This window comes from Photobacterium kishitanii (assembly GCF_003026355.1).
In the GTDB taxonomy this organism is placed as follows: domain Bacteria; phylum Pseudomonadota; class Gammaproteobacteria; order Enterobacterales; family Vibrionaceae; genus Photobacterium; species Photobacterium kishitanii.
In genome coordinates this window covers 1-25,692 of the sequence record NZ_PYON01000016.1, presented here as the reverse complement: position 1 = coordinate 25,692, position 25,692 = coordinate 1, and the positions used below count along the sequence as shown (strand labels likewise).

General features: G+C 41.8%; 25 protein-coding genes and 1 riboswitch. Of the genes, 19 read left to right on the top strand and 6 right to left on the bottom strand.

Translation table 11 applies throughout. The annotated features are described in order from the left end of the window. Positions 1-150: 150 nt before the first annotated feature. From pckA to hslR, 3 genes are all read right to left on the bottom strand, one after another. A complete protein-coding gene (gene pckA, locus C0W29_RS16285) occupies positions 151-1,782 on the bottom strand; it encodes a phosphoenolpyruvate carboxykinase (ATP) (RefSeq protein ID WP_036788398.1) in 1,632 nt (543 codons plus the stop codon). Positions 1,783-2,114: 332 nt separating this feature from the next. Next, positions 2,115-2,993 carry an Hsp33 family molecular chaperone HslO gene (hslO, locus tag C0W29_RS16280; protein WP_045045495.1) on the bottom strand — a complete coding sequence of 293 codons (879 nt, stop codon included), beginning with the start codon at positions 2,991-2,993 and terminating at the stop codon, positions 2,115-2,117. Positions 2,994-3,145: 152 nt separating this feature from the next. After that, entirely contained in the window at positions 3,146-3,556 is a 411-nt protein-coding gene (gene hslR, locus C0W29_RS16275; protein ID WP_045043612.1) for a ribosome-associated heat shock protein Hsp15, read from the bottom strand. A gap of 284 nt (positions 3,557-3,840) precedes the next feature. Between hslR and gspC the strand changes: the two genes are divergently transcribed. The 14 genes from gspC to cysQ all read left to right on the top strand — a co-directional run bounded on the left by gspC (position 3,841) and on the right by cysQ (position 16,711). Beyond that, positions 3,841-4,725 (top strand): type II secretion system protein GspC, encoded by an 885-nt coding sequence (gene gspC / locus C0W29_RS16270; RefSeq protein WP_045043613.1) that lies wholly within the window; start codon positions 3,841-3,843, stop codon positions 4,723-4,725. Between the two features lie 49 nt (positions 4,726-4,774). Then, positions 4,775-6,793 (top strand): type II secretion system secretin GspD, encoded by a 2,019-nt coding sequence (gene gspD, locus C0W29_RS16265; RefSeq protein ID WP_045043614.1) that lies wholly within the window; start codon positions 4,775-4,777, stop codon positions 6,791-6,793. Next, positions 6,793-8,295, top strand: a complete 1,503-nt coding sequence (gene gspE / locus C0W29_RS16260) for a type II secretion system ATPase GspE (protein ID WP_036788388.1) — start codon at positions 6,793-6,795, stop codon at positions 8,293-8,295. Before gspD ends, gspE begins: the two co-directional genes overlap by 1 nt. Continuing rightward, positions 8,295-9,521, top strand: a complete 1,227-nt coding sequence (gene gspF, locus C0W29_RS16255) for a type II secretion system inner membrane protein GspF (protein ID WP_036788387.1) — start codon at positions 8,295-8,297, stop codon at positions 9,519-9,521. The genes gspE and gspF overlap by 1 nt, the downstream gene beginning before the upstream one ends. Before the next feature lie 22 nt (positions 9,522-9,543). Further along, on the top strand, positions 9,544-9,984 hold the full coding sequence (gene gspG / locus C0W29_RS16250) for a type II secretion system major pseudopilin GspG (protein ID WP_036788385.1): 441 nt from the start codon (positions 9,544-9,546) through the stop codon (positions 9,982-9,984). A 12-nt stretch (positions 9,985-9,996) separates the two neighbouring features. Further along, positions 9,997-10,608, top strand: coding sequence for a type II secretion system minor pseudopilin GspH (gspH, locus tag C0W29_RS16245; RefSeq protein ID WP_045045503.1), 612 nt, complete (start codon positions 9,997-9,999; stop codon positions 10,606-10,608). Continuing rightward, positions 10,605-10,964 (top strand): type II secretion system minor pseudopilin GspI, encoded by a 360-nt coding sequence (gene gspI / locus C0W29_RS16240; protein ID WP_045043615.1) that lies wholly within the window; start codon positions 10,605-10,607, stop codon positions 10,962-10,964. The genes gspH and gspI overlap by 4 nt, the downstream gene beginning before the upstream one ends. Continuing rightward, positions 10,951-11,598, top strand: coding sequence for a type II secretion system minor pseudopilin GspJ (gene gspJ / locus C0W29_RS16235; RefSeq protein WP_036788381.1), 648 nt, complete (start codon positions 10,951-10,953; stop codon positions 11,596-11,598). Before gspI ends, gspJ begins: the two co-directional genes overlap by 14 nt. Beyond that, positions 11,595-12,629, top strand: a complete 1,035-nt coding sequence (gspK, locus tag C0W29_RS16230) for a type II secretion system minor pseudopilin GspK (protein WP_045043616.1) — start codon at positions 11,595-11,597, stop codon at positions 12,627-12,629. The genes gspJ and gspK overlap by 4 nt, the downstream gene beginning before the upstream one ends. Continuing rightward, the gene (gene gspL, locus C0W29_RS16225; RefSeq protein ID WP_235869039.1) at positions 12,598-13,926 is read left to right on the top strand and encodes a type II secretion system protein GspL; all 1,329 of its coding nucleotides are present in this window, start codon (positions 12,598-12,600) and stop codon (positions 13,924-13,926) included. Before gspK ends, gspL begins: the two co-directional genes overlap by 32 nt. Further along, entirely contained in the window at positions 13,926-14,408 is a 483-nt protein-coding gene (locus tag C0W29_RS16220) for a type II secretion system protein M (protein WP_045043618.1), read from the top strand. Before gspL ends, C0W29_RS16220 begins: the two co-directional genes overlap by 1 nt. 2 nt (positions 14,409-14,410) lie before the next feature. Next, positions 14,411-15,169 (top strand): type II secretion system protein N, encoded by a 759-nt coding sequence (locus C0W29_RS16215; RefSeq protein ID WP_045045497.1) that lies wholly within the window; start codon positions 14,411-14,413, stop codon positions 15,167-15,169. Between the two features lie 141 nt (positions 15,170-15,310). Beyond that, the gene (gene nudE, locus C0W29_RS16210) at positions 15,311-15,868 is read left to right on the top strand and encodes an ADP compounds hydrolase NudE (protein ID WP_036788370.1); all 558 of its coding nucleotides are present in this window, start codon (positions 15,311-15,313) and stop codon (positions 15,866-15,868) included. A gap of 3 nt (positions 15,869-15,871) precedes the next feature. Then, positions 15,872-16,711, top strand: a complete 840-nt coding sequence (cysQ, locus tag C0W29_RS16205; RefSeq protein WP_036788367.1) for a 3'(2'),5'-bisphosphate nucleotidase CysQ — start codon at positions 15,872-15,874, stop codon at positions 16,709-16,711. Between the two features lie 72 nt (positions 16,712-16,783). Here the strand turns inward: cysQ and sthA are convergent, their stop codons facing one another. After that, positions 16,784-18,199 carry a Si-specific NAD(P)(+) transhydrogenase gene (sthA, locus tag C0W29_RS16200; RefSeq protein WP_036788364.1) on the bottom strand — a complete coding sequence of 472 codons (1,416 nt, stop codon included), beginning with the start codon at positions 18,197-18,199 and terminating at the stop codon, positions 16,784-16,786. A 319-nt stretch (positions 18,200-18,518) separates the two neighbouring features. Between sthA and fabR the strand changes: the two genes are divergently transcribed. Together fabR and C0W29_RS16190 are read left to right on the top strand one after the other, a co-directional pair. Next, positions 18,519-19,151, top strand: a complete 633-nt coding sequence (fabR, locus tag C0W29_RS16195; protein ID WP_036788361.1) for an HTH-type transcriptional repressor FabR — start codon at positions 18,519-18,521, stop codon at positions 19,149-19,151. A 27-nt stretch (positions 19,152-19,178) separates the two neighbouring features. Further along, the gene (locus tag C0W29_RS16190) at positions 19,179-19,550 is read left to right on the top strand and encodes a YijD family membrane protein (RefSeq protein ID WP_036788358.1); all 372 of its coding nucleotides are present in this window, start codon (positions 19,179-19,181) and stop codon (positions 19,548-19,550) included. A 76-nt stretch (positions 19,551-19,626) separates the two neighbouring features. On the opposite strand, the gene trmA is transcribed toward C0W29_RS16190, so the two are convergent. Then, the gene (gene trmA, locus C0W29_RS16185) at positions 19,627-20,733 is read right to left on the bottom strand and encodes a tRNA (uridine(54)-C5)-methyltransferase TrmA (RefSeq protein WP_045043621.1); all 1,107 of its coding nucleotides are present in this window, start codon (positions 20,731-20,733) and stop codon (positions 19,627-19,629) included. Positions 20,734-20,880: 147 nt separating this feature from the next. After that, positions 20,881-21,116: riboswitch (cobalamin riboswitch) on the top strand. A gap of 31 nt (positions 21,117-21,147) precedes the next feature. On the opposite strand from trmA, the gene btuB reads away from it, so the two are divergent. The 3 genes from btuB to murI are packed head-to-tail and all read left to right on the top strand — an operon-like array spanning position 21,148 to position 24,563. After that, positions 21,148-22,977, top strand: coding sequence for a TonB-dependent vitamin B12 receptor (btuB, locus tag C0W29_RS16180; RefSeq protein WP_045045498.1), 1,830 nt, complete (start codon positions 21,148-21,150; stop codon positions 22,975-22,977). Between the two features lie 58 nt (positions 22,978-23,035). Beyond that, positions 23,036-23,734 (top strand): Dph6-related ATP pyrophosphatase, encoded by a 699-nt coding sequence (locus tag C0W29_RS16175; RefSeq protein ID WP_045045499.1) that lies wholly within the window; start codon positions 23,036-23,038, stop codon positions 23,732-23,734. Between the two features lie 31 nt (positions 23,735-23,765). Then, positions 23,766-24,563, top strand: a complete 798-nt coding sequence (murI, locus tag C0W29_RS16170) for a glutamate racemase (protein ID WP_080895444.1) — start codon at positions 23,766-23,768, stop codon at positions 24,561-24,563. Here the strand turns inward: murI and C0W29_RS16165 are convergent. Further along, the gene (locus tag C0W29_RS16165; RefSeq protein WP_045043625.1) at positions 24,532-24,993 is read right to left on the bottom strand and encodes an RNA recognition motif domain-containing protein; all 462 of its coding nucleotides are present in this window, start codon (positions 24,991-24,993) and stop codon (positions 24,532-24,534) included. The two genes, murI and C0W29_RS16165, sit on opposite strands and share 32 nt — an antisense overlap. Positions 24,994-25,692 lie beyond the last annotated feature (699 nt).

Genomic DNA, 25,692 nt, shown 5'->3' with positions numbered 1-25,692 from the left:
AGCAGAAGGTGTTATATCAATATAATGGCTTATTGAGGGTGAGATAAAAATAACTTTTTAGCAAGGGGTTTGATAAGGGCTTTGAGGTCGATAAAAAACAGCCTCTACTTAATAAGAGGCTGCGAGCGGATAATCCAATGAGGAGTAAGATTAACCGAGTTGTGGGCCTGCAGCGACTAGCTGTTGGCCTTCTTGCGTATCAGTGTACTTATCAAAGTTAGTAATAAAGCGATCAGCCAAGTCTTCAGCCTTGCTCTGCCACTGGAGTGGATCGGTATACGTATCACGTGGATCTAGAATCGTCGAATTAACACCTGGTAATGATGTTGGCACTGTTAGATTAAAGATTGGGATTTGTTTGGTATTGGCATTATCAATTGAGCCATCAAGAATTGCATCAATAATTGCGCGAGTGTCTTGAATTGAAATACGCTTACCTGTGCCATTCCAGCCCGTATTGACTAAGTAAGCTTCAGCGCCTGCAGCTTCCATACGTTTAACTAACACTTCTGCATATTGAGTTGGGTGTAGCGTTAGGAACGCGTTACCAAAACATGCTGAGAAAGTGGGTGTTGGCTCAGTAATACCGCGCTCAGTACCGGCTAGTTTAGCGGTAAATCCAGATAGGAAATGGTATTTAGTTTGTTCTGGGGTTAATTTGGATACTGGAGGTAATACTCCAAAAGCATCAGCAGATAAGAAGATCACTTTATTTGCATGACCACCTTTTGATACTGGCTTAACAATATTTTCGATATGGTAAATAGGGTAAGAAACACGAGTATTTTCAGTTTTTGAGTTATCGTCAAAATTAATGGCCCCGTCATTACGTACTGTCACATTCTCTAGTAGGGCATCACGGCGAATGGCATTGTAGATATCTGGTTCAGCTTCTTTGGATAGATTGATGGTTTTTGCGTAGCAACCACCCTCAAAGTTAAATACGCCATTGTCATCCCAACCGTGCTCATCATCACCGATTAGCGCACGCTTAGGATCGGTTGATAGGGTTGTTTTACCTGTACCAGAAAGGCCAAAGAATACCGCAACATCACCTTCTGTGCCCATGTTGGCAGAACAGTGCATTGAGGCAATACCTTGCAGTGGTAAAAAGTAGTTCATCATCGCGAACATACCTTTCTTCATTTCACCCCCGTACCATGTGCCACCAATCAGTTGCATTTTTTCACTAAGATTGAACACGGTGAAATTTTCAGAGTTCATGCCATGTTGTTGCCACTTAGGGTTGGTGCACTTAGAACCATTCATAATCACAAAATCAGGTTCAAAATTTTTAAGTTCAGCTTCAGTTGGACGAATGAACATATTTTTTACAAAGTGTGCTTGCCACGCCACTTCGGTGATAACGCGGATACAAAGGCGAGTATCAGGGTTGGCACCACAATAACCATCAATAACAAAAAGGCGCTTGTTTGACAGTTGGTTAGTAACTAATTGTTTAAGATCCAACCACGCAGTTTGCGTTAGGGCTTTATTGTCATTTTTACCTTGATCTGACCACCACAACGTATCTTTGGTGGTGTTATCACGCACAATAAATTTATCTTGTGGTGAACGACCGGTAAAAATGCCTGTATCGACAGATACCGCACCTAGTTCAGTTACAATCCCGCGCTCGTAACCTTCAAGTTCTGGTTTTGTTTCTTCATTGAAAAGAACGTCGTAGGATGGGTTACGAATAACATCTGTAACATTGGTAATACCGTATTGGGATAAATCCATGTTGTTTGCAACCTTATTATCAACACAAGAAGTGATCATTGGTGCTCCTAGGGTAAGATGTTGTTTAACTGCCAATCATGCTAACAACCCTAAATCGCTAAATCAGGGACGGTCATCAAAAAAGCAACCATCTCAGTGTTAATTTTAGGTAAAAACATCGAAACTGCTAGGTGAATTATTTTGCAAAAATGTTAAAATTATTTTGTTGTGATAGTGGTCAATATTTATACGGTGCGGTTGCAAAAAAAGCACAATTTAAGTTGAAATATAAATCAATATACGCTGTGGCGATGATGGTTAATAAAAATCCAGCCGAAAAAAAGCCGGCATGGTTAGCCGGCTTTTAAGCGAGTATTGTCAACGATAGCGAATTAGTGAATTTGGTCGTTATCTGTCGAATTAGCACTATTATCACGTAGTGCAGCTACATCAATACTATCGAAATCATAGCTAGTGCCACAGTAATCACAATGCAGCGATACTTTGCCATCTTCAGCAATGATTTGATCAATTTCTTCTGGCTGTACAGTCATAATGGCTGCAGCACTGCGATCACGTGAACAACCACACTCAAAGCTAACTGCTTGAGGATCAAATAGTTGAACTTGCTCTTGGTGGTAAAGGCGATATAGCACATCTTGTGCTTCTAGCGTAAATAGCTCTTCATCTTTTACGGTTTCAGTTAATGCTTCTAAATGCTCAAAGTCGCCTTCAGTACCGGTACCATCCGGCATGATTTGTAATAGCATACCAGCAGCTTTTACTTGGCCGTCAATTTCACCAGTACGTAACCAAATACGCGTTTTTAGTTGCTCTGAATTTTTAAAGTAACTTTCAAGACACTCAACCAGACTGTCGCCATCAAGACCAACCATACCTTGGTAACGCTCACCTTTAGTTGGAGTGATTGTGATCACCATATGACCTTTACCCATAAGATCATGAATAGTGCCGTCTTTAATGTCACCTTTCCAACGTGCTACGCCGCGTAACTGTTGATTATGATCGCCATTGATAACAGCGAGGGTTACTGGACCATCGCCTTGTACTTGTACGGTAATTGAACCTTCAAATTTTAAAGTGGCAGTTAATAAGCTGGTTGCTACCAATAATTCACCTAACAATTTTTCCACTGGTGCTGGGTAATTTTTGTCGGCAATAATTTGTTGGTAAGTTTGACTTAATTGTACCAATTCACCACGAACGGCTGCGCCATCGAAAAGGTAACGGTTTAAACTATCGTTTGTCATGAGTATGTATTCTCCAGCTCTAGAGCCAACCTAATAAAGGGTAAAACGTACAGTAATTACTTTATGGTCAACGCCGCAACCAAGGCGGTTAAACCGTTGCGATAAAGCACTCACAGTCAAGATTATAATTTAATAAGTTGGCACTTAGTTATTTATTCAGATGAGTTAATGTTTTTGAATCGCATAATGTCACGTCGCTGCTTCTTATCCGGTCGTTTTTCTGGACTTGGATTATCATAAGCGTTGAGTTTGCGCATTTTTGCTGTTTGTTCACGGGTTGCAATACTTTGGGCTGTTTCTTGATATAGCAGCTGAGCTTCTGGTGCGCCTCGGCGGCAGTCAGAGATTTGTTCAATGATGATGATTTTCTCATCGTTACCCTGACGTAACTTCACCATAGCGCCAAGCTCAATAATTTTGCTTGGTTTAGAACGCTGGCCATTATACTGCACTTTACCGCCGTCAATCATGGTGCGAGCAATTGAACGTGTTTTGTAAAAGCGGGCAGCCCATAACCATTTATCAAGACGAACCTGTTTAATATTCGAGGTGTTTTGATTCATCACGGTGCCTTTATTTGTTGAAACGATAAATTATCACATTCTACTTATAACAGCAGTAAAGTGATTATTTATTATAAATGGTGATATTAGCCGCGGATTTCAATCACTGAGTAAGAATTTATTACAAAAAATCATTAAATTCTTAGATACTATGGTGTTTTGTTGGGATTATTAAATAGTATTTCGGTGATTAACAGGCGATCATAGTCAGTTCAATTTTGATGTGCGATTGCATTGCATTTATTTGTTTAATGGGACTTGGTATTTTAACAATGGATTTCACTATGTTTGCTTCAAAGTGGTTTGCTGCTGCAGCAACCAAACGTCCGTTATCATTACAATCAGTCACGCGTATTTTAACCTGTCTTTTGGTAGTGATATTTGCTTGGGTTGCAGGCCGTTTAGTGTGGTCTATTGTCGAACCTGCCCCCGCTGTTGCTCGTTGGCAGCCGTTGATTGTTAGCGTTAATACCTCACAACAGCAATTACCTGTAAATGAAATTTTAAGCTTGAATTTGTTTGGGCGTTATCAGGCTAATGCAGCCCCTGTGGCGGTAAAACCCGTTAAACAAGATGCGCCGCAAACTCAGTTACGATTAACATTAGTGGGTGTGGTGGCCAGTTCAACGCCATCTAAAGCACTCGCAGTCGTTACTAATAACGGTAAACAAAATACCTATGGTATTAACGAAGTGATTGATAATACTCGCGCAACCTTAATTGCGGTCTATAACGATCGCGTTATCATTCGTAATAATGGTCGTGATGAAACTTTAATGCTTGAGGGATTAAAGTTTACCAAACCATCAGTGGCGCCAGTCTCATCCCAACGTAATACATCCCCAAGTAACAGCAATGCTGCTGAACTGGCTAAAATCAAACAAGAAATTTTATCTGAGCCTCAAACTTTATTTAGTTATATCCGCTTATCTCAGGTGAAAAAAGATGGCCAAATTGAAGGCTATCGTGTCAATCCAGGTAAAAATAGAATTTTATTTGATCAGGTCGGTCTTAAAGCCAATGATCTTGCAGTGAGTATTAACGGTAATAGTCTTACCGATCCTGCAATTATGGCCAAACTTTGGGGTGAGTTATCTTCAGCCTCTGATTTTACACTGACGGTTGAACGTGATGGTCAGTTACATGATATCCACATTGAGCTGCAATAACCTTTAGTGCTTAGCTTGAAATGAATATGCGATAAAGCAGGAGTTTTTTGTGAAAAAATGGATGGGTAAAAGTGCCCTATTGTTAGCGAGTGGCTTGTTTTGTAGTCAAGCAATGGCTGATGAATTAAGTGCCAACTTTAAAGGTACCGACATTCAAGAGTTCATCAACATTGTTGGTCGCACCTTACATAAAACGATCATTATTGATCCCGCAGTACGTGGGCAAGTCAATGTGCGTAGTTATGATTTATTGAATGAAGAGCAGTATTACCGTTTCTTCCTCAATGTGCTTGATGTCTATGGTTATGCTGTTGTGACCATGGAAGATGGTGTCATGAAAGTTATTCGTGATAAAGACGCTAAAACAGCCGCTATTCCTGTTGTTGGCGCTAACGATAAAAATATTCCTGGTGACGCTGTCGTTACGCGAGTGATTGCGGTTAAGAATGTGTCGGTGCGAGAGTTATCGCCGTTATTACGCCAACTTAATGATAATGCTGGCGCGGGTAACGTCGTTCATTATGATCCCGCCAATATCATTATGATCACTGGTCGTGCTGCAGTGGTAAACCGATTAGCAGAGATTATTGAACGAGTTGACCGTGCGGGTAATAAAGATGTGACTGTGGTGTCACTCAATAACGCTTCAGCATCAGAAATGGTACGTATTATTGATTCACTTAATAAAAGTGCCGAAGCAAAATCAACCCCAAGTTTTCTGATTCCCAAAGCGGTTGCTGATGAGCGCACGAACTCAGTATTGATTTCTGGTGATCCTAAAGTGCGTGAACGGTTAAAGAAACTGATTCATCGTTTGGATAAAGAGATGGCTGTTAGCGGTAATAGCCGCGTGTTTTATCTTAAATATGCTAAAGCTGAAGATTTAGTCGATGTCCTCAAAGGGGTATCTGAAAATGTTCAAGCATCGACCAAAGGTAATTCAGGTCAAGGCCAGAGTACAAGTAAAGACGATGTGATGATTTCGGCACATGCGCCAACGAACTCATTAATTATTTCAGCGCCTGCTGATGTGATGAAACGTTTAGAGTCGATCATTGCTCAGCTCGATATTCGTCGAGCGCAAGTCCATATTGAAGCGATGATTGTTGAAGTTCAAGAAGGTGAAGGGGTCGACTTTGGGGTTCAGTGGGGCTCTCAAGATGGCGGTGTGATCCAGTTTGGTAATAGTAGTGCCCCAATTGGTGGTTTGTTATCTGCTCAAGAGGCGGGTAAAGAGACGACATCGGTACAGCATGGTACTGACTCAAGCGGTAAACCTTATACCACTGAAACCACCGAAAGTGGTGACTTAGCACCAATGGCGACTTTCTTAGGTGGCGTTAAAGGGGCAGCTGCCGCGATTGCCTTGGGTGATTGGACCGCATTGGTGACGGCCGTACAATCTAACCGTAATGTTAACGTGCTTTCAACGCCGAATATTACCGTGCTTGATAACCAAGAAGCTAACTTGTCTGTAGGTCAAGAAGTGCCGGTTACTACTGGTTCGCAAACGGGTTCAAATAACGATAATCCATTTACTACTGTTGAGCGTAAAGATGTTGGTATTCAACTGAAAGTTACCCCGCAAATTAACGAAGGTGACTCAGTACAGATGAAGATCGAGCAAGTGGTATCACAAGTTGCCGATGCTAACGGTGCCGTTGATATTCGGTTTGATAAGCGTGAGCTGACGACATCAGTATTGGTTAAAGATGGCAATATGATTGCGCTGGGTGGTTTGATGCAAGAGAAGACCCTTGAGTCAGAACAAAAAGTGCCAATCTTAGGTGATATTCCAGTATTGGGGGCGTTATTCCGTTCGACGAATAATCAAACAGAAAAAACCAACCTGATGATTTTCATTCGCCCAACCATTTTACGTGATGGTATGAGTGCCGATGGTATGACGCAGCGTAAATATAACTATATTCGTGCCCAACAGTTGTACCAAGCAGATAAAGGAATGCGCTTGATGGATGCTGAAATGCCTGTTATTCCAAAATATGGTGATGATATGGCGTTGCCAGCAGAAGTACGGGCATTTATATCTCAATTGGAGAAACACTAATGGCTGATGAGTCTTCGGCGCTAGAAACCGCAGTGTTATTTCGATTGCCGTTTTCTTTCGCCAAGCGCCATCATGTTGTGATTGAAGCCAATCAGCAAGGATGGCAGTTGTATTATTGCGGTCAGTTATCCGCAATAGTGTTAGCAGAAGTGCGGCGGGTGATCGGCGAAGGTTTTTATCCGGTTGAATTATCAGAGTCGCAATTTGAGCAAAAGCTTACCGAAGCTTATCAGCGTGATTCATCAGAAGCACGTCAGTTAATGGAAGATTTAGGTTCTGATAGCGATGACTTTTTCTCGTTGGCTGAAGAGTTACCTGAAACCGAAGATTTGCTTGAATCTGAAGATGATGCCCCGATCATTAAATTGATTAATGCGATGCTTGCAGAAGCAATCAAAGAAGGTGCGTCTGATATTCATATCGAAACCTTTGAAAAAGTGCTGTCGATTCGATTTCGAGTCGATGGCATGTTGCGTGAAGTCTTACAACCAAGCCGTAAATTAGCACCGTTGTTAGTCTCGCGTATCAAAGTCATGGCTAAATTGGATATTGCTGAAAAACGGATTCCACAAGATGGCCGTATTTCATTACGTATCGGTGGCCGTGCGGTGGATGTGCGGGTTTCAACTATGCCGTCATCACACGGTGAGCGAGTCGTGCTGCGTCTATTAGATAAAAATGCCACTCGTCTCGACTTACATAGTTTAGGCATGACAGCAGCTAACCATGAATCATTCCGTAAGATCATTGATCGTCCCCATGGGATTATTTTGGTGACGGGGCCGACGGGTTCAGGTAAATCAACCACCTTGTATGCGGGCTTGCAAGAGCTTAATAGTGCAGAGCGTAATATTTTAACCGTAGAAGATCCGATTGAATTTGATATCGATGGTATCGGCCAAACGCAAGTAAATAGCAAGGTTGATATGACTTTTGCGCGTGGTTTGCGAGCTATTTTGCGTCAAGATCCTGATGTGGTAATGATTGGTGAGATTCGCGATTTAGAAACGGCCGCGATTGCTGTGCAAGCATCGTTAACTGGTCATATGGTGTTATCAACCTTGCACACCAATACTGCGGTTGGTGCCATTACTCGTTTACGTGATATGGGTATTGAACCATTCTTGGTGTCATCATCACTATTAGGTGTATTAGCCCAGCGTTTGGTGCGGACTTTGTGCGTTGAATGTCGCCAACCGTATGAAGCGGATACCGAACAGAAAAAGCTGTTTATGTTAACCGCAACCGATAGCCTGACGTTGTATCGTCCTTGTGGCTGTGAAAAATGTAATTTTAAAGGTTACCGTGGTCGTACTGGTATACATGAATTGTTGCAAGTGGATGAGCATGTACAAGAGTTGATTCATGCCGAGGCGGGTGAGCAAGCGATTGAAAAATATGTGCGTCAAACCACGCCAAGTATTCGTGATGATGGCCTCGCCAAAGTAAGCCAAGGGATCACCACACTTGAAGAAGTGTTGCGAGTGACTAAGGAGAGTTAATGGCAGCATTTGAATATAAAGCCTTAGATGCCAAAGGACGCCAGAAGAAAGGTGTTTTAGAAGGTGATACCTCACGCCAAGTTAGGCAGCAGTTACGAGAACAAGGACTGGTACCCGTTGAGGTTAATCAAACGTCAGGCCAAGGAAAAAAAACAGCGGCCGCACCGAGTAAGTTAACGTTTCGACGTGGTATTAGTACTAATGAACTAGCGCTTATTACTCGCCAGTTAGCAACCTTAGTACAGGCTTCAATGCCACTGGAAGAGTGTATCAAAGCAGTGGCAGAGCAAAACGAAAAGCCACGTTTAAAAAACATTTTACTCGCGGTGCGTTCCCGGGTGGTTGAAGGCTATACCTTGGCTGACAGTATGGCGGAATATCCGCATGTATTTGATCAGTTGTTTCGAGCGATGGTGGCAGCCGGTGAGAAGTCGGGTCATTTAGATTCTATTTTAAACCGTCTCGCTGACTATAGTGAAAACCGTCAGAAAATGCGTAGCAAGCTTCAACAAGCGATGATTTATCCGCTGATGCTAACGTTGGTGGCGGTATCGGTAGTGGCGTTTTTGTTAGCAACGGTTGTACCCAAAATTGTCGATCAATTCGTGCAGATGAATCAAGGTTTACCAGCGATCACTGAAGTGTTATTAGCCGCCAGTAACTTTGTCCAACATTGGGGGTTGCTGGTGGTGATTGCGATTGTCGCCATGATTACGCTCATTAAAACCGCCCTTAAAAAACCGGCGTTTCGAATGAAATGGGATCGGACTATTTTGCGAGTGCCTGTCATTGGTAAGGTGGCACGAGGGTTGAATACCTCGCGTTTTGCGCGAACATTGTCGATTTGTACCTCGAGTGCGATTCCGTTATTAGATGGTATGAAAGTCGCGTCTGATGTGATGACCAATACCTATGTAAATAAGAAGATTCTCGAAGCCGCTGATAGAGTGCGCGAGGGCGCAAGTTTACGTATTTCTTTGGAAAAAACTGCGCTGTTTCCACCGATGATGTTACATATGATTGCCAGTGGTGAGCGCAGTGGTGAGCTTGAGCAAATGCTTACTCGCGCAGCTGATAACCAAGATCGCGATTTTGAGTCATTGGTGAATATGGCGTTAGGGGTGTTTGAACCGTTATTGATTGTGGCGATGGCGGGGGTAGTAATGTTTATTGTAATTGCAACCTTGATGCCGATTATTGAATTAAACAATATGGTCGGGATGTAGATTTTCTTTTGGAGGGTGAATAATGCAACAAAAGCAACGTGGTTTTACACTGTTAGAAGTAATGGTAGTAATTGTAATTCTTGGGGTATTGGCAAGTTTAGTGGTGCCAAACCTACTAGGTAACAAAGAAAAAGCTGACCAACAAAAAGCAGTTACAGATATTAGTTCGTTAGAGCAATCATTGGAAATGTACAAGCTTGATAATAGCGTGTTCCCAACCACTGACCAAGGATTAGAAGCATTGGTAACGAAACCTTCTTCTTCACCTGAACCACGTAATTATCGTGATGGTGGCTACATTAAGCGTTTACCAAAAGATCCATGGGGTTATGACTACCAATACGTGTCACCAGGTGAGCATGGTGCGATTGATATCTTTAGTCTAGGTGCTGATGGTCAAGAAGGCGGTGACGGTATTAATACTGATATCGGCAACTGGAATCTGTTGAACTACAAAAAATAAAGCTAAGAAATGATGATGAAACGTAATGCAGGCTTTACCTTAATTGAAATTATGTTGGTGTTAGTGCTACTGGCAACCAGTGCTGTTGCTGTGGTATCGACGTTACCCAATAATAAACGTGATGAGATTAAAGAGCAGGCAGTACGTTTTCATCATTTAGCCCAACTTTTGGGTGAGGATGCAATGTTAAATGGGGTCGATTATGGTATCCGTATCGAACCGCATCAATATTACTTTTTAACCCTCACCCAAGATGGCTGGCAACCGCTCGAAGGGGCTAAGTTTTTCACCAAGGTTAAATTGGATGCGGGTATCACGGCCACAGTGGCAATTGGTGGCGCATGGAAAGATAAGGACCGACTTTTTAAATCTGATTCAATATTTAAAAGTGACGACATATTTAAAAAGTCTGATCAGGAAAGTAAGCAATTACCCCCGCAAATTGTAGTGATGGCGAGTGGTGAATACACACCATTTACAGTGAGTTTTGAAATCGATAACCAACATCAATTTTGGCAGGTAGTGGCTGACGAGGTGGGTAATTTAGTGTTATTAGCGCCTGGGCAAACATTGGCACAGCAACTAACGGCGCAGGGGTTAGCAACGCAGGATCAGTCGCAATGAAGCGTTCGCAAGGATTCACATTATTAGAGGTGCTGGTGGCGTTAGCCATTTTTGCGGTTGCAGCATTAAGTGTTATGCGAGCAGTGAGTCAAAACCTTAATAACTTAGGTTACTTAGAGCAAAAGACGTTAGCATCAATGGTGGCTGATAATGAGTTAGCTCAGCTGCATTTAAGCGGTCAGTATCCAACGTCAGTTAAACGCGGCAAGTCGACTTTAGCAGAGCGTGAATGGTATTGGACTGTCACTAGTACCAAAACGCAACAACAACTTTTGCGTCAAATTGAAGTGTCAGTTGCCACTGATCCACAACGAAAACACTCAGTTATTACGGTAAAGACTTATGTCAGCAATTAATCATCGTCGTCAGCAAGGTTTTACGTTATTAGAAGTTCTGGTGGCGATTGCGGTATTTGCGATGTTGAGCCTATCTGCCAACCAGGTATTGAATAATGTCATGCGCAGTGACGCGCAATCAAAAGATCACAATCAACGTTTACAAGCGATACAGCGTACCATGATCATGATGGACAATGATTTTCGACAGATTGTAGCGCGTAAATTTAGAGTGGATGCAGAAAAGCCAACCGATAAAATATTGCAGGCGAGTGAGTATTTATTGGATTCGAGCAGTGAAGGGATCACATTCGTACGTGATGGTTGGCAAAACCCGCAAGCAATGTTTCCGCGGGGTGATATTACCCGTGTTGGTTACCGTATTATCGATGATAAATTAGAGCGAATATGGTTTCGTTATCCTGATACCGTTGTTGGCGCTAAGCCGTTAGTGCGAGTGTTGTTAACTGGGGTTACCGATTTAAAATTTGAATTTTATTATGATAAGCAATGGCATAAAAAATGGGATAAACCCAATAGTTTGCCAGCGGGTATCAAAGTTATTATGACCTTGAAAAAACTGGGTGAAATTGAGCGGATATATTTATTACCCACCTCAGTGTTGAAGACGAATGAACAGGAGTCTGACGCATGATTAAGCAACGTGGGGTGGCATTAATTGTGGTGTTACTGTTAGTGGCTTTAATGAGTTTATTAGCAGTGCAAATGACTGAGCGGCTACAGCTAAATTTTCATCGAGTACAAAACCAAGTCGAACATCAACAAGGTTATTGGTATAGCTTAGGGGTTGAGGCTCTTGCGGCACAGGCACTTAAGCAAAGTCTTAAAGACAGTAAAACCGTTAATTTAACCCAACCATGGGCCGTGGGTGAGCAAAGTTACCCATTAGATAGTGGTGCCGTTATTAGTGGTAATTTAACCGATAAACAAACCTGTTTTAATCTTAACGCCTTTAGAAATGTTAAAGCTAAAACGGACAGTAATCAGAAGCCATTTTTAGTGACTTATTTACAAAATATTCTCACTGAGTCAGGTGTTGATGACTATGAAGCCGAAGTGATTGCTGACTCAAGCTGGGAGTTTGTCGACGATAACACCACGGTGCAATCAGCGTATGGTGCAGAAGACAGTAGCTATGAAAGTTTTCAACCGCCATATGTTACAGCCAATGATTGGTTAGCTGACGGCAGTGAATTTAGAGCCATTAATGGCGTTTCAGCTAAAATTTATCAACAGCTGAAAGGCTTAATTTGCGCTTTGCCAACAGATGATATGCTGCTTAATGTTAATACCATTACGGAAAAACAAGCGGTGTTGTTGTCGGCATTATTTTCGCCATCGTTATCATTAGAAGATGCGAAAAAAATTATTATTGATCGTGATAAAAATCATACCGTATGGGATTCTGTTGCTGATTTTATGAAGCTTATTCCACAGCCTCCAACAGAAAGTCCTGCTTCAGGAACGGATAAAACTGCAACAGAAATGGAGAAATATTTAACTGTTACCAGCCATTATTTTTCGTTAGACGCTGAAATAAAAGTAGACCGTGCCCGAGTACGAACCGTGGCATTATTTAAACGTGATGATAAGAACAAGGTGACGGTAGTTCGTCGCCAATATGGAGGAATCCGTGAGCGAATTTCTGACGATAAGGCTAAGTAGCCGGCCGGGAATGCCGGTGCAATGGCTGGTCTGGTCGCCACTGCAAAATGAAGTGATTGCATCTGGTCAATTGGCGGATATAAATCAGTTAAGTGAACTAACGGAATATGCCGTAACTCGCCCTGTTTATGGCTTAGTACCAACCAGTGAGATGCTATTAACTCAAGTAGCGATTCCTGCCGGTAGTAGCCGTCAGTTAGCGGCGGTATTACCGTATCTGCTTGAAGAAGAGCTGGCTCAAGATGTCGATAGCTTACATGTGCAATTACTTAAACGTGATAATGATATTGCAACGGTAGCTATTATTGAGCACCAGAAAATAGCGTTGTGGTTAGCGGCATTTTCAGACTGTGGTATTGAGCTTAAAAAACTGATTCCAGATTGTTTATGTCTACCATTATTTAGTGATGGTTACAGTGCGGCTGAAATTGATGGGCAGTGGTTGATTCGTCAATCAGAAGCTATGGGTGTCTGTGCCGACGCAAGTTGGTTAGCCGCTTGGGTTACAGCCCAAAAAGCGCCAATTGTGATTGATCGTGTGGATGATACCGCTGATGACGATGGTGACGATGGTGATGAGATTGAATCAGACGTTGAAGCTGATCGCCTAGCTGAAGAAGTTGAATCGATTGTTGCTGCCACAGAAAGTTTAGCCCAAGTGACGATTCACCATTATACGCCAGCGCCAGTTAATATTCCTGGGCATTGGCAGCCTCAAGCGCCTGAGTTAGTCATGCAATTGTTAGCAATAGGTGCTGCAGAATCAAAGGCAACTTTGTTATCTGGGCCTTATAAGCCACAAGCCGCATGGCGTAAGCATTTACAGCCGTGGCGTAAAGTGGCCATTGCAGCGGCAGTGGTATTAGTTGCTCTTATTGGTGAGCAAGTACTAACTACACAGCGTTTAGAGCAACAAGCGAATGCTTATCGAGCTGAAAGTGAACGTATTTTTCGTCAGGTTCTGCCACAGTTTAAACGTATTCCTTCGCAGAGTTATTTGAAAAATCAAATGAATGCCGCATTGAAAAGTTTAGGTGGTCATGGCGAACAAAATGGCATGCTAATGTGGTTGAGTGAATTAAAACCAGCATTAACACAAGTGCCAACGATTAAGATCGTTAACCTTAAATATGATCAAACGCGGGGTGAATTACGCCTTCAAGCAACGGCGGCGGGATTTCAAGATTTTGAACAGTTACGCAGTGCGTTGAGTGCGCAGTTTGAGGTCGATCAAGGTCAATTAACTAAAGCAGATAATTTAGTCAGTGGTGCAGTAGTACTGAGGAGAAAAGCCTAATGGCAGAGCTCAAGGCATGGTGGAAAGCTCTCAGTCAGCGGGAACAACATTTGCTTCTCGGGGCTGGCAGTGCATTGGCTATTGCGATTCTTTATTGGGGAGTATGGCAACCGTTGAATCAACGTGCGGCAGAGGCCCAGAATAAGATTAATCAACAACGCCAACTATTGACGTGGGTTGAACATAAAGCTAATCAAATTTCGGCACTTAAACGTGCAGGGGGAACAGTGAATGTTAGTGATGAAGGGCTTAACCAAGTTATTAACGAAACTACGACCCGTTTCAAAATTGATTTGATTCGCATGCAACCGCGTAATGACGCCTTACAAGTTTGGGTGCAGCCATTACCGTTTGATACGTTGGTGAATTGGTTAGTGTATTTGCAGCAGAGCTACGGTATTAACACCCAGTTTATTGATCTCTCAAAAACCGATAAAAACGGTATGGTTGAAGTTAACCGTTTGCAGTTAGGGCGAGGATAACCGTGAAATTTAAGTTAGCCGTTGGTGCCAGTTTTGGTGCGGTATTTATTGCGAGTTTAGTGGCCCATATTCCAGCAAGTTGGGTATGGCAGCATGCACCTAAAATAAATGGCTTAGCCTTAGAAGGTATTACGGGAACGCCGTGGCAAGGAATGGCTGCCAATGTTCGTTGGCAGAATCAACCCTTTGGTCGTTTACACTGGGATATGCGATTAGGACGCTTATTTCATGGTGAGCTTGCGTTTGATGTCCGCTTTGGCCAAGGTAGCGAGTGGCAGCTACAAGGGCAAGGATTGGTTGGTTATAGTAGTGCTGGTCCATTTGCTGAAAAACTATTGTTATCTATGCCTGCAGCTCAAGCTGTATCGCAAGCCCAATTGCCAGTACCGATAACGGTGAAGGGTAATTTGGAATTAACAGTTAGAGACTACCACTATGCGGCGCCATATTGTAAAACGCTTGATGCGACCTTAGCTTGGGTACAAGGGGCAGCTGAAACGCCAATGGGGACCATTAAACCGGGGCCTGTTTTTGCGGACTTAAATTGTGCTAACGGTGCTGTTGTTGCGAAGATTAAGCAAGCATCGGATGATGTGAGCAGTGATTGGCAAGCTAACCTCGCTACTAATCAACAGTATAAATTGCAAGGATGGTTTAAACCGGGAGCGCAATTCCCCGCTGAGTTGGCTAAACAATTAAAATGGTTAGGCGAGCCAAATACTAAAGGTCAATATAAGCTTAACTATTCGGGACGATTGTAGCGTTAGTTAACATTTTAATCATAAAACTATTAATAACGGCAGTCGATTTAGACTGCCGCTTTATTTCTAATGATTATTAGTTTTTAATTAGAGTAAGCTTTTTTTATTCTGGTAACGCTTTCTATTAAACAGGACCTAACAATGGCGATAAGCAAAGATAAACCACAAATCTTAGCAGCCGAGGTTGTTGCACAATCACGACTTTTTAAAATTGAATCATTGGATTTACGTTTTTCTAATGGTGTCGAGCGTACTTATGAACGTATGCAGCCAAGTGGCCGTCATGCGGTATTGATTGTACCTGTCACTGCCGATGGTGATTTATTATTGATTCGTGAGTATTCTGTTGGTACTGAGCGCTATGAATTAGGCTTTCCCAAAGGGCTCATTGATGCCGGTGAAACTGCATTTGAAGCGGCAAACCGTGAATTAAAAGAAGAAATTGGGTTTGGTGCCCAGCGGTTACAACCATTAAAAGAAGTGATTCTCGCACCGTCGTATTTTTCGAGCCGTATGACCTTGTTTGTTGGTCAAGATTTATATCCAGAGCGTTTAGAAGGTGATGAGCCGGAACAGTTAGAGATTGTACGGTGGCCGTTAGCTCAAGCAGAAGAATTACTTAATCATCTTGATTTTGCTGAAGCGCGTAGTATTAGTGCGCTGTTTTTAGCGTTGAAGTATTTAGCTCGCGAGGAATAACCTATGACACTAAACCTTAACCATCTAATTCCTAATGTTATTGATATTGCTCAAGCCTCTGGTCGCTTGATATTAGATATTTACCAAAAAGGCCAGTTTGAGCAGCACATTAAATCAGACAATACTCCTGTCACCAGTGCTGATTTAGCGGCCAATCAATTAGTTGTTGAGCAGTTATCACTGTTAACGCCAGATATTCCTGTTTTATCTGAAGAAGACGCCAATATTTCGTTAACTGAGCGTAGTCAGTGGCCATGCTATTGGTTGATTGATCCTCTTGATGGTACTCAAGAGTTTATTGCTGGCAGTGGTGATTTTGCGACTATTATTGCATTGATTGAAAATAATAAGCCAGTCATCGGGGTCGTGTATGCGCCAGTTTCTGGTGTTACTTATTATGCTGCTCAAGGACAAGGGGCACATAAAATAACTGCCGATGGTGAAACTTGCGTTATTTCAACCAATAAGCACCACTCTCCATTACGTGCGTTGACGATTGCGATTAGCCGTCGCCAGAACATTAATACCACTAAAGCGCGATTTGATAGTCAATATCAATATGACTTAATTGAACTTGGCTCTGCGTCTCTTAAGGCATGTTTAGTTGCTGAAGGTGGCGCGGATTGTTATTTACGGTTAGGGCCAACGGGAGAGTGGGATACTGCGGCAACGCAATGTATTGTTGAAGAAGCGGGCGGGCGAATTTTTAATACTCATATTACGCCGTTGTCGTATAACTTACGCCAGACTTTAGAAAATCCAAATTTTATTGTGTTAGGCGATGAACAATTACCGTGGACATCAATTTTAACCGCCGATGATCGCTTAATGACTGCCGAATAACGTTTTAATGAATAACTAAAAACGATAACGGAGCCATAGTCGCTCCGTTTTTGATGTGGGTATCTTCAGGCGTTAGAATAAACGATTAAGGCCGTTTAGTGCCGCGACGCGAAATGCTTCCGCCATTGTTGGGTAATTAAAGGTCGTGTTAGCAAAATACTCAATCGTATTACCTTCCCCTTTTTGTTCCATAATAGCTTGGCCGATGTGAATAATTTCAGCGGCACGTTCACCAAAGCAGTGAATACCGAGAATTTGTTTAGTTTCACGATGAAATAATATTTTAAGGCTGCCGACTTCTGTTCCTGCAATTTGAGCTCTAGCTAAATGTTTGAACTGCGATCGACCTACTTCATAAGGTATTTTTGCCGCGGTTAATTGCTGCTCGGTTTGGCCGACAGAACTGATCTCAGGCAAGGTATAAATGCCTGTGGGAATATTGGCGATTAATTGTCCTTGTGCTTTACCTGTACTGATAGCTTGGGCGACAAAGCGTCCTTGATCATAAGCGGCACTAGCAAGGCTCGGGTAGCCAATCACATCCCCAACCGCATAGATATGTTCAACTACCGTTTGATAGTTACTATTCACTTGTAATTGCCCTCGTGAATCGGCGTCTAACCCGACATGCTCCAATCCCAGTTTATCGGTATTACCAGTACGGCCATTGGCATACAGTAAACAATCAGCCCGCATTTTCTTGCCTGACTTTAAGTGCAGAATAACCCCATCATCAGTACCTTCAATAGTTTCAAAAACTTCATCATTACGGATCATGGTGCCAGTATTACTCAGGTGATAAGACAGTGAATCCGACATTTCATTATCAAGAAACTCTAATAACCGTTGGCGAGTGTTGATGAGATCGACCTTTACGCCTAAGCCGCGAAAAATAGACGCATATTCACAGCCAATCACCCCCGCGCCGTAAATCAGAATATGGCGCGGATCATGGGCTAATTGTAAAATTGAATCGCTGTCATAAACACGGCTATGATTAAAATCAACCTCTGCGGGTTGGTATGGACGAGAACCCGTGGCGATGATAAACCGCTCAGCACTAAAATGGTCAATACTGCCATCACTACTGGTAACGCTAACGGTATGGTGATCAACGAATTTGGCCTCACCATGAATAATTTGGCAGTGATTACGATCATAAAACCCTTGGCGCATACGAGTTTGTTTACTGACCACTTCTGCTGCATGGTGGAGGATCTGACTAAAAGTACGGTGCAGGGTTGAAGTATCATTGCAATAAAGTGGGTTTTGATTGAATTCGATAATCCTACTTACCGCATGGCGTAATGATTTAGATGGGATAGTCCCCCAATGCGTACAGCCGCCACCGACACTATTTTCACGTTCAATGATCGCGACCTTAAAGCCGGCTTTGGTGAGCCCCATAGCAGCACCTTCACCACCTGGACCGCTACCAATAATAATGACATCAAAATTATTTTTCGGGGTGGGTTGGTTATTAGACATCGGCTCATTCCTTGATCGTGTTATCGCTGAGTAAATTATCACTATGGTAACTGTTTGGCTGATAAGGATGAATGGCTGCATGGTCAGAGCTCGAACTCGATCACGAAGTTTTTATTATTAATCAAACGTTATAGATCCTGATCGGTTATTAAACAGGCGCCACACTTTATGATATAAAATGCAAAATGATATGAATCTGGCTTTGCGTCAGTCGCGCTCTACCTTTACTATGGGAGTGTATTGCGTCGTTGCAATGACGCGGATGTTACTGTGTAAACAGAGTATCATTGTAATAAAATCACAGAGAAGCAGATAATTCATGGGGATTAGGGCTCAGCAAAAAGAAAAAACTCGGCGTTCATTAATTGATGCCGCTTTTAGCCAATTAAGTGCCGAGCGAAGTTTTTCTAATTTAAGTCTACGCGAAGTTGCGCGTGAAGCAGGTATTGCTCCAACGTCATTTTATCGTCATTTTAAAGATATGGATGAGTTAGGGTTAACCATGGTTGATGAGGGAGGATTAATTCTTCGTCAGTTAATGCGTCAAGCTCGACAACGTATTGCTACAGAAGGCAGCGTGATCCGTACCTCGGTAGAGACTTTTATGGAATTTATCGAAAGTAGTCCTAACGTATTCCGCTTACTGCTTCGTGAGCGCTCTGGTACATCAACAGCTTTTCGAGCTGCGGTTGTACGAGAAATACAACATTTTGTGGCTGAACTAGCTGAGTATCTTGAAGCTAAAACTGGGGTAACTCATGAGGAAGCATATACTCAAGCCGAAGCGTCAGTGACATTGGTCTTTAGTTCGGGTGCAGAGGCACTTGATCTTGATTGTCATGCTCGCGCTGAGCATGCAGAAAGACTGATTATGCAACTTAGAATGATTGCAAAAGGTGCCTATTGGTACCGTAAAGAGCGTGAGCGTCGAGAGCTCAGGCAGAAACTATAATCTTATTTTGATTTTGGTGAAGTATATATGGAAAAGCAACAAATTAAAGCAGAGCGTAAAACACTGATTTTATCTGCACTGGCAGGTTTATGTGGTTACGGCACTCTAGCTGTATTGTTCTCAAGCTATGTAACATTCTCTATTTTCCCTGTCTTGGCCTTTGCCATGGCATTGTACTGCTTATATCAAGAATATATGCGTAAACCTATGGCAGAGGGCGTTCCGGCGCTTGCTAGCGCATGTTTCTTCGTCGGTGTCTTTGGTTATGCGGCATTACTGCGTGCTGAACACCCTGATATGGGTTCAAATTTCATTCCATTAATGATTACACTGGCATTGCTATTTTGGGTGTCATACAAAATGGGTGTAATGGATAAGAAAGAGAAAAAAGCAGCTTAAGTTATATTAGCTTGTGATTAAAATGAAAAAGGCGCTGATAGCGCCTTTTTTGTATTCAGCTAATTGGTATTTAAGGTTATTTGCGTTCTAGCAATACACCTGCTTCCATATGGTGGGTGTAAGGAAACTGATCAAATAACGCAAATCGAGTAATATTGTGGGTCTCAGTTAAGATTGCTAGATTATCGCGTAACGTCTCAGGGTTACATGAGATGTACATGATATTATCGTAGCCTTGCACCATACGACAGGTACCGTCATCCATGCCTGAACGTGGTGGATCGACAAAAATAGTATTGCAATTATAACTTTGTAGATCGACATTTTGATCTTTTAGGCGGCGGAACTCACGTTTACCTGCCATTGCATCAGTAAAATCTTCCGCTGACATACGAATGATTTGTACGTTTTCAATGTTATTTACCGCGATATTGTATTGAGCCGAATCAACTGAAGGTTTTGCTAGTTCAGTTGCTAATACGCGTTCAAAGTTCGGTGCTAGCGCTAATGAGAAGTTACCATTGCCACAATACAGCTCCAGTAAATCCCCCGCGCTATCTTGAGTACAATCAACGGCCCATTCCAACATTTTCTGGGCAACTTCACCATTAGGTTGGGTAAAGCTATTTTCAACTTGTTTGTACGTTAGCGTCTTATCGTGAACGTTTAGCTGCTCAATGACATAGTCTTGATCTAACACGATTTTCATCTTACGCGCACGACCAATCAGATTTAACTTAAATCCTTCGTCGTTTAAGCGTTGCTTTAGTTTTTTCGCCGCGACAGTCCATTCGTCATCTAACTGGCGGTGGTAAAGCATTGAAACCAGAATTTCACCGCTTAAGGTCGATAAAAAATCGACTTGAAATAATTTGTGACGAAGGGCTTTTATCGGCTTAATTGCCTCAAGCAGCATTGGCATTAAATCGTTAATTAAACGGCTTGCCGCAGGGAACTGATCAACACGGTATTTCTCACGGGTGTGTTGATTGAACATGATGTAATACAGCTCTTCGCCTTCGTGCCAAACACGAAACTCTGCACGCATACGGTAATGCTCTGCAGGAGAGGCAAACACCTCCAATTCAGGCGTTTCAAAATCGCTAAGTAGATCTTGAATACGCGCTGCTTTTTCATCCAACTGTGGCTGGTAGTCAGCGGTATTAAGGACGGTGGATGTCATAGTGTATGCCTCGACTGCTCAAAATAAGACCGCAGATTTTATTGTATTGCGCACTGATGTCCAGTGTTGGGGCAAATTAAAATCTTCGAGTCCCTAAATTTTTATAACTAATAACAAACAAAACTAGACATAAAAGCGATACATCACTAGCATTCGCGCTGTGCTGGTTAAGCCTTGGAAGGCTCGGGAATACGGTGAGAATCCGTAACTGACGCGCAGCGGTAATAGAGAACGAACGCACATGGATGTAATCCAAACACTGTTGATACTCCCTACGAATAATCAAGCCATGATTTAGTATAGTGACAATGGGAAGTTGTTGCCTAGGCGACCAGATGGTCATGCTCTTAAGTCCGAATACCAACCAGCAGACAAGCAATATTGCTTGATATTAACGCGACTTAGGAAATTGTAATGAAAAAATCCCTTTTAGCAGCGACGATAGCGTCGTTGTGTCTCCCTTCTTTTGCTTCATCTGCTGCTGATACAACGTCTGACGATGTGATGGTGGTAACTGCTAACCGTTTTGAGCAGCCAATTACATCTGTGCTTGCGCCTTTTAATGTAGTTACTCGTCAAGATATTGATAATGTTCAGGCTAAAACATTAACTGAAGTGTTGAGCTTATTACCAGGGGTGCAGATCACTCAAAATGGTGGTCGAGGTCAAAGCTCAAGTATTTTTGTGCGCGGCGCTAACTCAGATCAAGTTTTAGTTTTGGTCGATGGTATTCGCATGGCTCGTTCAGTTGCGGGTAATGTTGATTTTAATCAAATTCCATTAACTCAAGTTGAGCGGATTGAATTTACCCGTGGCGCGCGTGCTGCGATTTATGGCTCAGAAGCAATCGGTGGTGTGATTAATATCATCACTCTTACTGGTACTGACACGCCATCAAAAACGAAGTTAGATTTAGGCATTGGGAGTCATAACTACCAAGAGGCTAATGCTTCAGGTGCTTATAAGATTGGTGATAAAACGGTATTACAATTAGCTGCCGGTTATGAAAATGACAAAGGCTATAATGTCCACCCTCAGCCAGGGTTGAATGATGGCGATAAACATGGCTTTGATAGCCGTAATGCTTCGTTAGCACTGCATCACCAATTTAGTGATCAGGTTTCAGGTTATGTTGCAACCCGTTGGTATAAAAACCATTATCAATATGATGGCTCAAGTATCTATTCGGGACATCAATACGTAAGAGCAGAAACGGAATTTAATGATTATTCGGCAGGTTTAAAATATGCTCAGGATAGTTATAAGTCATCGGTGATTTTTGATTACCAAAAGCAAGATAATCTTGATCGTATTGATAAAACGAATGTTATAAATCGTCAGGATCAATATCACCAGCGTAATGTTCAATGGCATAACCAATATCAATTATTATCTACATTATCAGTAAGTGGTGGTATTGATTGGCGTCAAGAGCAATGGAATGATTTAACCGGTTTTGCTGGTAATAAAGAGCGTGATAATACTGGTTATTACGCAATTGGGTTATGGGATTACTCGCCTGTTAGTATCGAAACCAGTGTCCGTCTTGATGATAATCAGCAGTATGGTACCCATTCGACTTATAATATTGCTGGTGGTTGGTATTTAAATGACAATATTCAACTACGTGGCTCATATGGCACTGCATTTAAAGCGCCAAACCTTTATCAACTTTATGTGAAAAGTGCTTGGTCAACAGGTAATCCTAATTTAAACCCGGAAACATCAAAAAATATTGATGTTTCCTTACATGCTGATTACGACATTGGTAGTTTGGCAGTAACTGCATATCAAATGCGTATTGATGATTTGATTAATTATACTGGCGGTGCTCCTTCTTATGAAAATGTTGCCGGTGAAAGTAAAATCAAAGGTGTTGAAGTCGAAGCTGACTTTGATACTGGTATTATTAGCCATCAGCTAAACTTTGATTTTAAAGATCCTCGAGACAGCAAAGGCCAACAGCTGATACGTCGTGAAAAGTTTTCATTTAAATGGGTTGGTACCGCGAGTTATGGCGATCTTGATACTGCTGTGACTTATCAGTACCACGGTAAACGTCCAGATTTTGATGTGGAATTACCAGCTTATGATACATGGGATCTTGCATTAACATATTGGCTGCAGCCTAAGCTTGCGCTAAAAGGGAGAGTGGCTAATTTGCTGAATGAAGATTATGAAACAGCCGCTGGTTATGCAATGCCTGGCCGAACGTTCTACACCAGTATTAATTACCAGTTCTAATGTTTGATTATGTATAGATAAAGACCGCCATCGAGCGGTCTTTTTTATGGTGATGTAGATGAAAACAAAAGTAATGATCAGTTGGTCATCAGGTAAAGATTCAGCGTTAACCTTATGGCGGCTATTAAATGATCCTGATTATGATGTGGTTGGACTGTTCACCACCCATGTAAATAATGATGTTCCCTTTCAAGCGACTCCAATTGCGGTTGTCAAACAGCAAGCTCAGCTGATTGGTTTACCATTAGTGCTTATTGAATTGCCGGAAGTATTTCCTGAGAACGGTGTTTATCGACAGACGATTATTGATGGACTAAAAAATTGTGGGTTACAGTTTAATGCTGTCGCTTTTGGTGATTTGTTTTGTAATGGCATTAGCGATTACCGACGTCAATATATTGAACCTGCTGGCTGGGAATGTATTTTTCCATTGCTAGGACAACCCAGTGCTCAATTAGCCAATGAAATTATTGAATGTGGTATTAAAACCAAATTGATCACCATTGATAGTACTCAGTTGAAGATTGATTTTTGTGGGCGTTGGTTTAATCATCAGTTATTAAGTGAATTACCAACCACGGTAGATCTTTGTGGTGAAAATGGTGAGTTTCATACTTTAGTTGTTGATGCCCCTTTTTATCAACAGCCTCTGAACTTAACTTGGCTAACGCACGAAATAGAGTCTCGATTTTGTTATCAACGCTATACATTGGAAGAGACAGAATCTTTGCCTGATGCTGATATCGCAGTATCATAACGGCTCGATGTCGTAATCAAGGTAAGTGGTAGTGAAAAAAATTGTCATTTTTGATTCTGGGGTGGGCGGTTTATCTGTTTATCAAGAGATCCATGCTTTACTACCTCAAGTGCAGTTCATCTATGCTTTCGATAATGCGGCTTTTCCCTACGGTGAATTAGACGACGTAACATTAATTAAGCGCACCAATCATATTGTGGCGTTATTAGCTAATCAATATAAGGCTGATTTAGTCGTCATAGCATGTAATACCGCGAGTACAATTGTCTTGCCTTCGTTACGCCAGCAATTAGCAATACCAGTGGTGGGGGTTGTTCCTGCGATAAAACCTGCCGCTTTAGTCAGCCAAACTAAATCAATTGGTTTACTTGCAACACCGGCGACGGTTAATCGAGCTTATACTCATCAATTAGTGCAGCAATTTGCTAATGGGTGTGAGGTTAAAATGATAGGTTCAACGCGATTGGTTGAGATGACAGAACAAAAACTACGTGGTAAGCCTATTGATATGGATGAATTGTCACGAATATTAGAACCTTGGCAAGGCACAATTGATAGTATTGTATTAGGTTGTACCCATTTCCCGTTGATAAAAAAAGAAATTCAGGCGGTACTAAAGCATTCTGTCAATGTGGTTGATTCAGGTAAAGCGATTGCTAGACGAGTAGCATTATTATTAGAGTTGCCAACAGACGTTTTTAGCTCAACGAATACGATAAAGAATGTCACATACAGCAGCGCCGCAACATATGATGCTGCGGCGCTGAATAAAAGTTTAAATGAAATGCAGTTAGATGCTATTCAAGATCTAAACTATCCGCATTTTTAGGCTCATTGGCTTCACGTACTTTTAGTGTACGTTGACCGTATTCATGGTTATTAAGTTGATCAATAGCATGCTCTGCATCTTGACTACTCATAACCACAAAGCCAAAGCCTCTGCGTTTACCAGTACGTTTGTCTTTCATTAAACGTACAGCGAAAACATCGCCATGCTCAGCAAAAAGGTTTTTTACGTCACTCTCATTTGCACGATAAGGAAGGTTACCAACATAAAGGGTTTTGCTGCTCTGAGAAGGATCTGATTCATCGAGGATGGTATGTTTACTTTCTTGCATAAATCGTAACGCCAGTCCAGTTAGCATTGCACCTAGCGCAAAGCTTATGGCTGGTGGAGTACTACTGAATATACTAAAGATTAAGGCGCCAATGATAGCGATAGCAATCACGGTTATTGTGGTTTGGTTATTTGATTTCATATTTAAAGTACATCTCAAAAGGGAAAGAGAAGAATGCATTAAGTTGGTGTTTTAACATCAAGCTTACAATGATGCCAATTTTAATGACCTGTAATTAATAATAATTGAGCTTAAATTTACTCGCATGTGCTTATTACAGTCACATTGTTCACATTAGATGAAATAATCGGCAATTACATTCTTTTTTTTTAAAAAGGCTTGTCAGAGTGATCAAAGTCTCTATAATGCGGCTCCATCGAAAGGGAATACGGTTCAACAGCCGATCAAGTTCAAACTTTTGATGTTTAGCTTCCATTTAATGATAAACTTGTAATTCGATGAATATCAAGGTGATTGCTTTTAAGAAGTGTTCTTCTTTAGCTGTTATGGCGAAAAGAGAGTCAACAAGATGTTTTAGAAAATAAAATTTCTTCTTGACTTTAAGTTAAGTTTGCGTATTATACGCATCCCTGACCAGCACGTAGTGTTGAGTCAATGTTCTTTAACAATTTGACCATGCAATCTGTGTGGGCACTCACTGAATAGTTAAGTCGAAAGATTTATCAATAAACTGAGTGACCAAAACAAAATGACGCAAGTTATTTTGGCACAGTTATTTAATTATCATTTTTTAAATGATAAAAAGCTTTAATTTACTACGGTATTTAAAGTCAGTATTTATTGAGCCGGTCGAAAGACCAACAAAACTTTAATTGAAGA

Excerpts from the sequence above, each read along its gene's own strand:
- pckA (WP_036788398.1), bottom strand. The coding sequence starts at position 1,782 with ATGATCACTTCTTGTGTTGATAATAAGGTTGCAAACAACATGGATTTA.
- hslO (WP_045045495.1), bottom strand. The coding sequence starts at position 2,993 with ATGACAAACGATAGTTTAAACCGTTACCTTTTCGATGGCGCAGCCGTT.
- hslR (WP_045043612.1), bottom strand. The coding sequence starts at position 3,556 with ATGAATCAAAACACCTCGAATATTAAACAGGTTCGTCTTGATAAATGG.
- gspC (WP_045043613.1), top strand. The coding sequence starts at position 3,841 with ATGTTTGCTTCAAAGTGGTTTGCTGCTGCAGCAACCAAACGTCCGTTA.
- gspE (WP_036788388.1), top strand. The coding sequence starts at position 6,793 with ATGGCTGATGAGTCTTCGGCGCTAGAAACCGCAGTGTTATTTCGATTG.
- gspF (WP_036788387.1), top strand. The coding sequence starts at position 8,295 with ATGGCAGCATTTGAATATAAAGCCTTAGATGCCAAAGGACGCCAGAAG.
- gspG (WP_036788385.1), top strand. The coding sequence starts at position 9,544 with ATGCAACAAAAGCAACGTGGTTTTACACTGTTAGAAGTAATGGTAGTA.
- gspH (WP_045045503.1), top strand. The coding sequence starts at position 9,997 with ATGATGAAACGTAATGCAGGCTTTACCTTAATTGAAATTATGTTGGTG.
- gspI (WP_045043615.1), top strand. The coding sequence starts at position 10,605 with ATGAAGCGTTCGCAAGGATTCACATTATTAGAGGTGCTGGTGGCGTTA.
- gspJ (WP_036788381.1), top strand. The coding sequence starts at position 10,951 with ATGTCAGCAATTAATCATCGTCGTCAGCAAGGTTTTACGTTATTAGAA.
- gspK (WP_045043616.1), top strand. The coding sequence starts at position 11,595 with ATGATTAAGCAACGTGGGGTGGCATTAATTGTGGTGTTACTGTTAGTG.
- C0W29_RS16220 (WP_045043618.1), top strand. The coding sequence starts at position 13,926 with ATGGCAGAGCTCAAGGCATGGTGGAAAGCTCTCAGTCAGCGGGAACAA.
- nudE (WP_036788370.1), top strand. The coding sequence starts at position 15,311 with ATGGCGATAAGCAAAGATAAACCACAAATCTTAGCAGCCGAGGTTGTT.
- cysQ (WP_036788367.1), top strand. The coding sequence starts at position 15,872 with ATGACACTAAACCTTAACCATCTAATTCCTAATGTTATTGATATTGCT.
- sthA (WP_036788364.1), bottom strand. The coding sequence starts at position 18,199 with ATGTCTAATAACCAACCCACCCCGAAAAATAATTTTGATGTCATTATT.
- fabR (WP_036788361.1), top strand. The coding sequence starts at position 18,519 with ATGGGGATTAGGGCTCAGCAAAAAGAAAAAACTCGGCGTTCATTAATT.
- C0W29_RS16190 (WP_036788358.1), top strand. The coding sequence starts at position 19,179 with ATGGAAAAGCAACAAATTAAAGCAGAGCGTAAAACACTGATTTTATCT.
- trmA (WP_045043621.1), bottom strand. The coding sequence starts at position 20,733 with ATGACATCCACCGTCCTTAATACCGCTGACTACCAGCCACAGTTGGAT.
- btuB (WP_045045498.1), top strand. The coding sequence starts at position 21,148 with ATGAAAAAATCCCTTTTAGCAGCGACGATAGCGTCGTTGTGTCTCCCT.
- C0W29_RS16175 (WP_045045499.1), top strand. The coding sequence starts at position 23,036 with ATGAAAACAAAAGTAATGATCAGTTGGTCATCAGGTAAAGATTCAGCG.
- C0W29_RS16165 (WP_045043625.1), bottom strand. The coding sequence starts at position 24,993 with ATGAAATCAAATAACCAAACCACAATAACCGTGATTGCTATCGCTATC.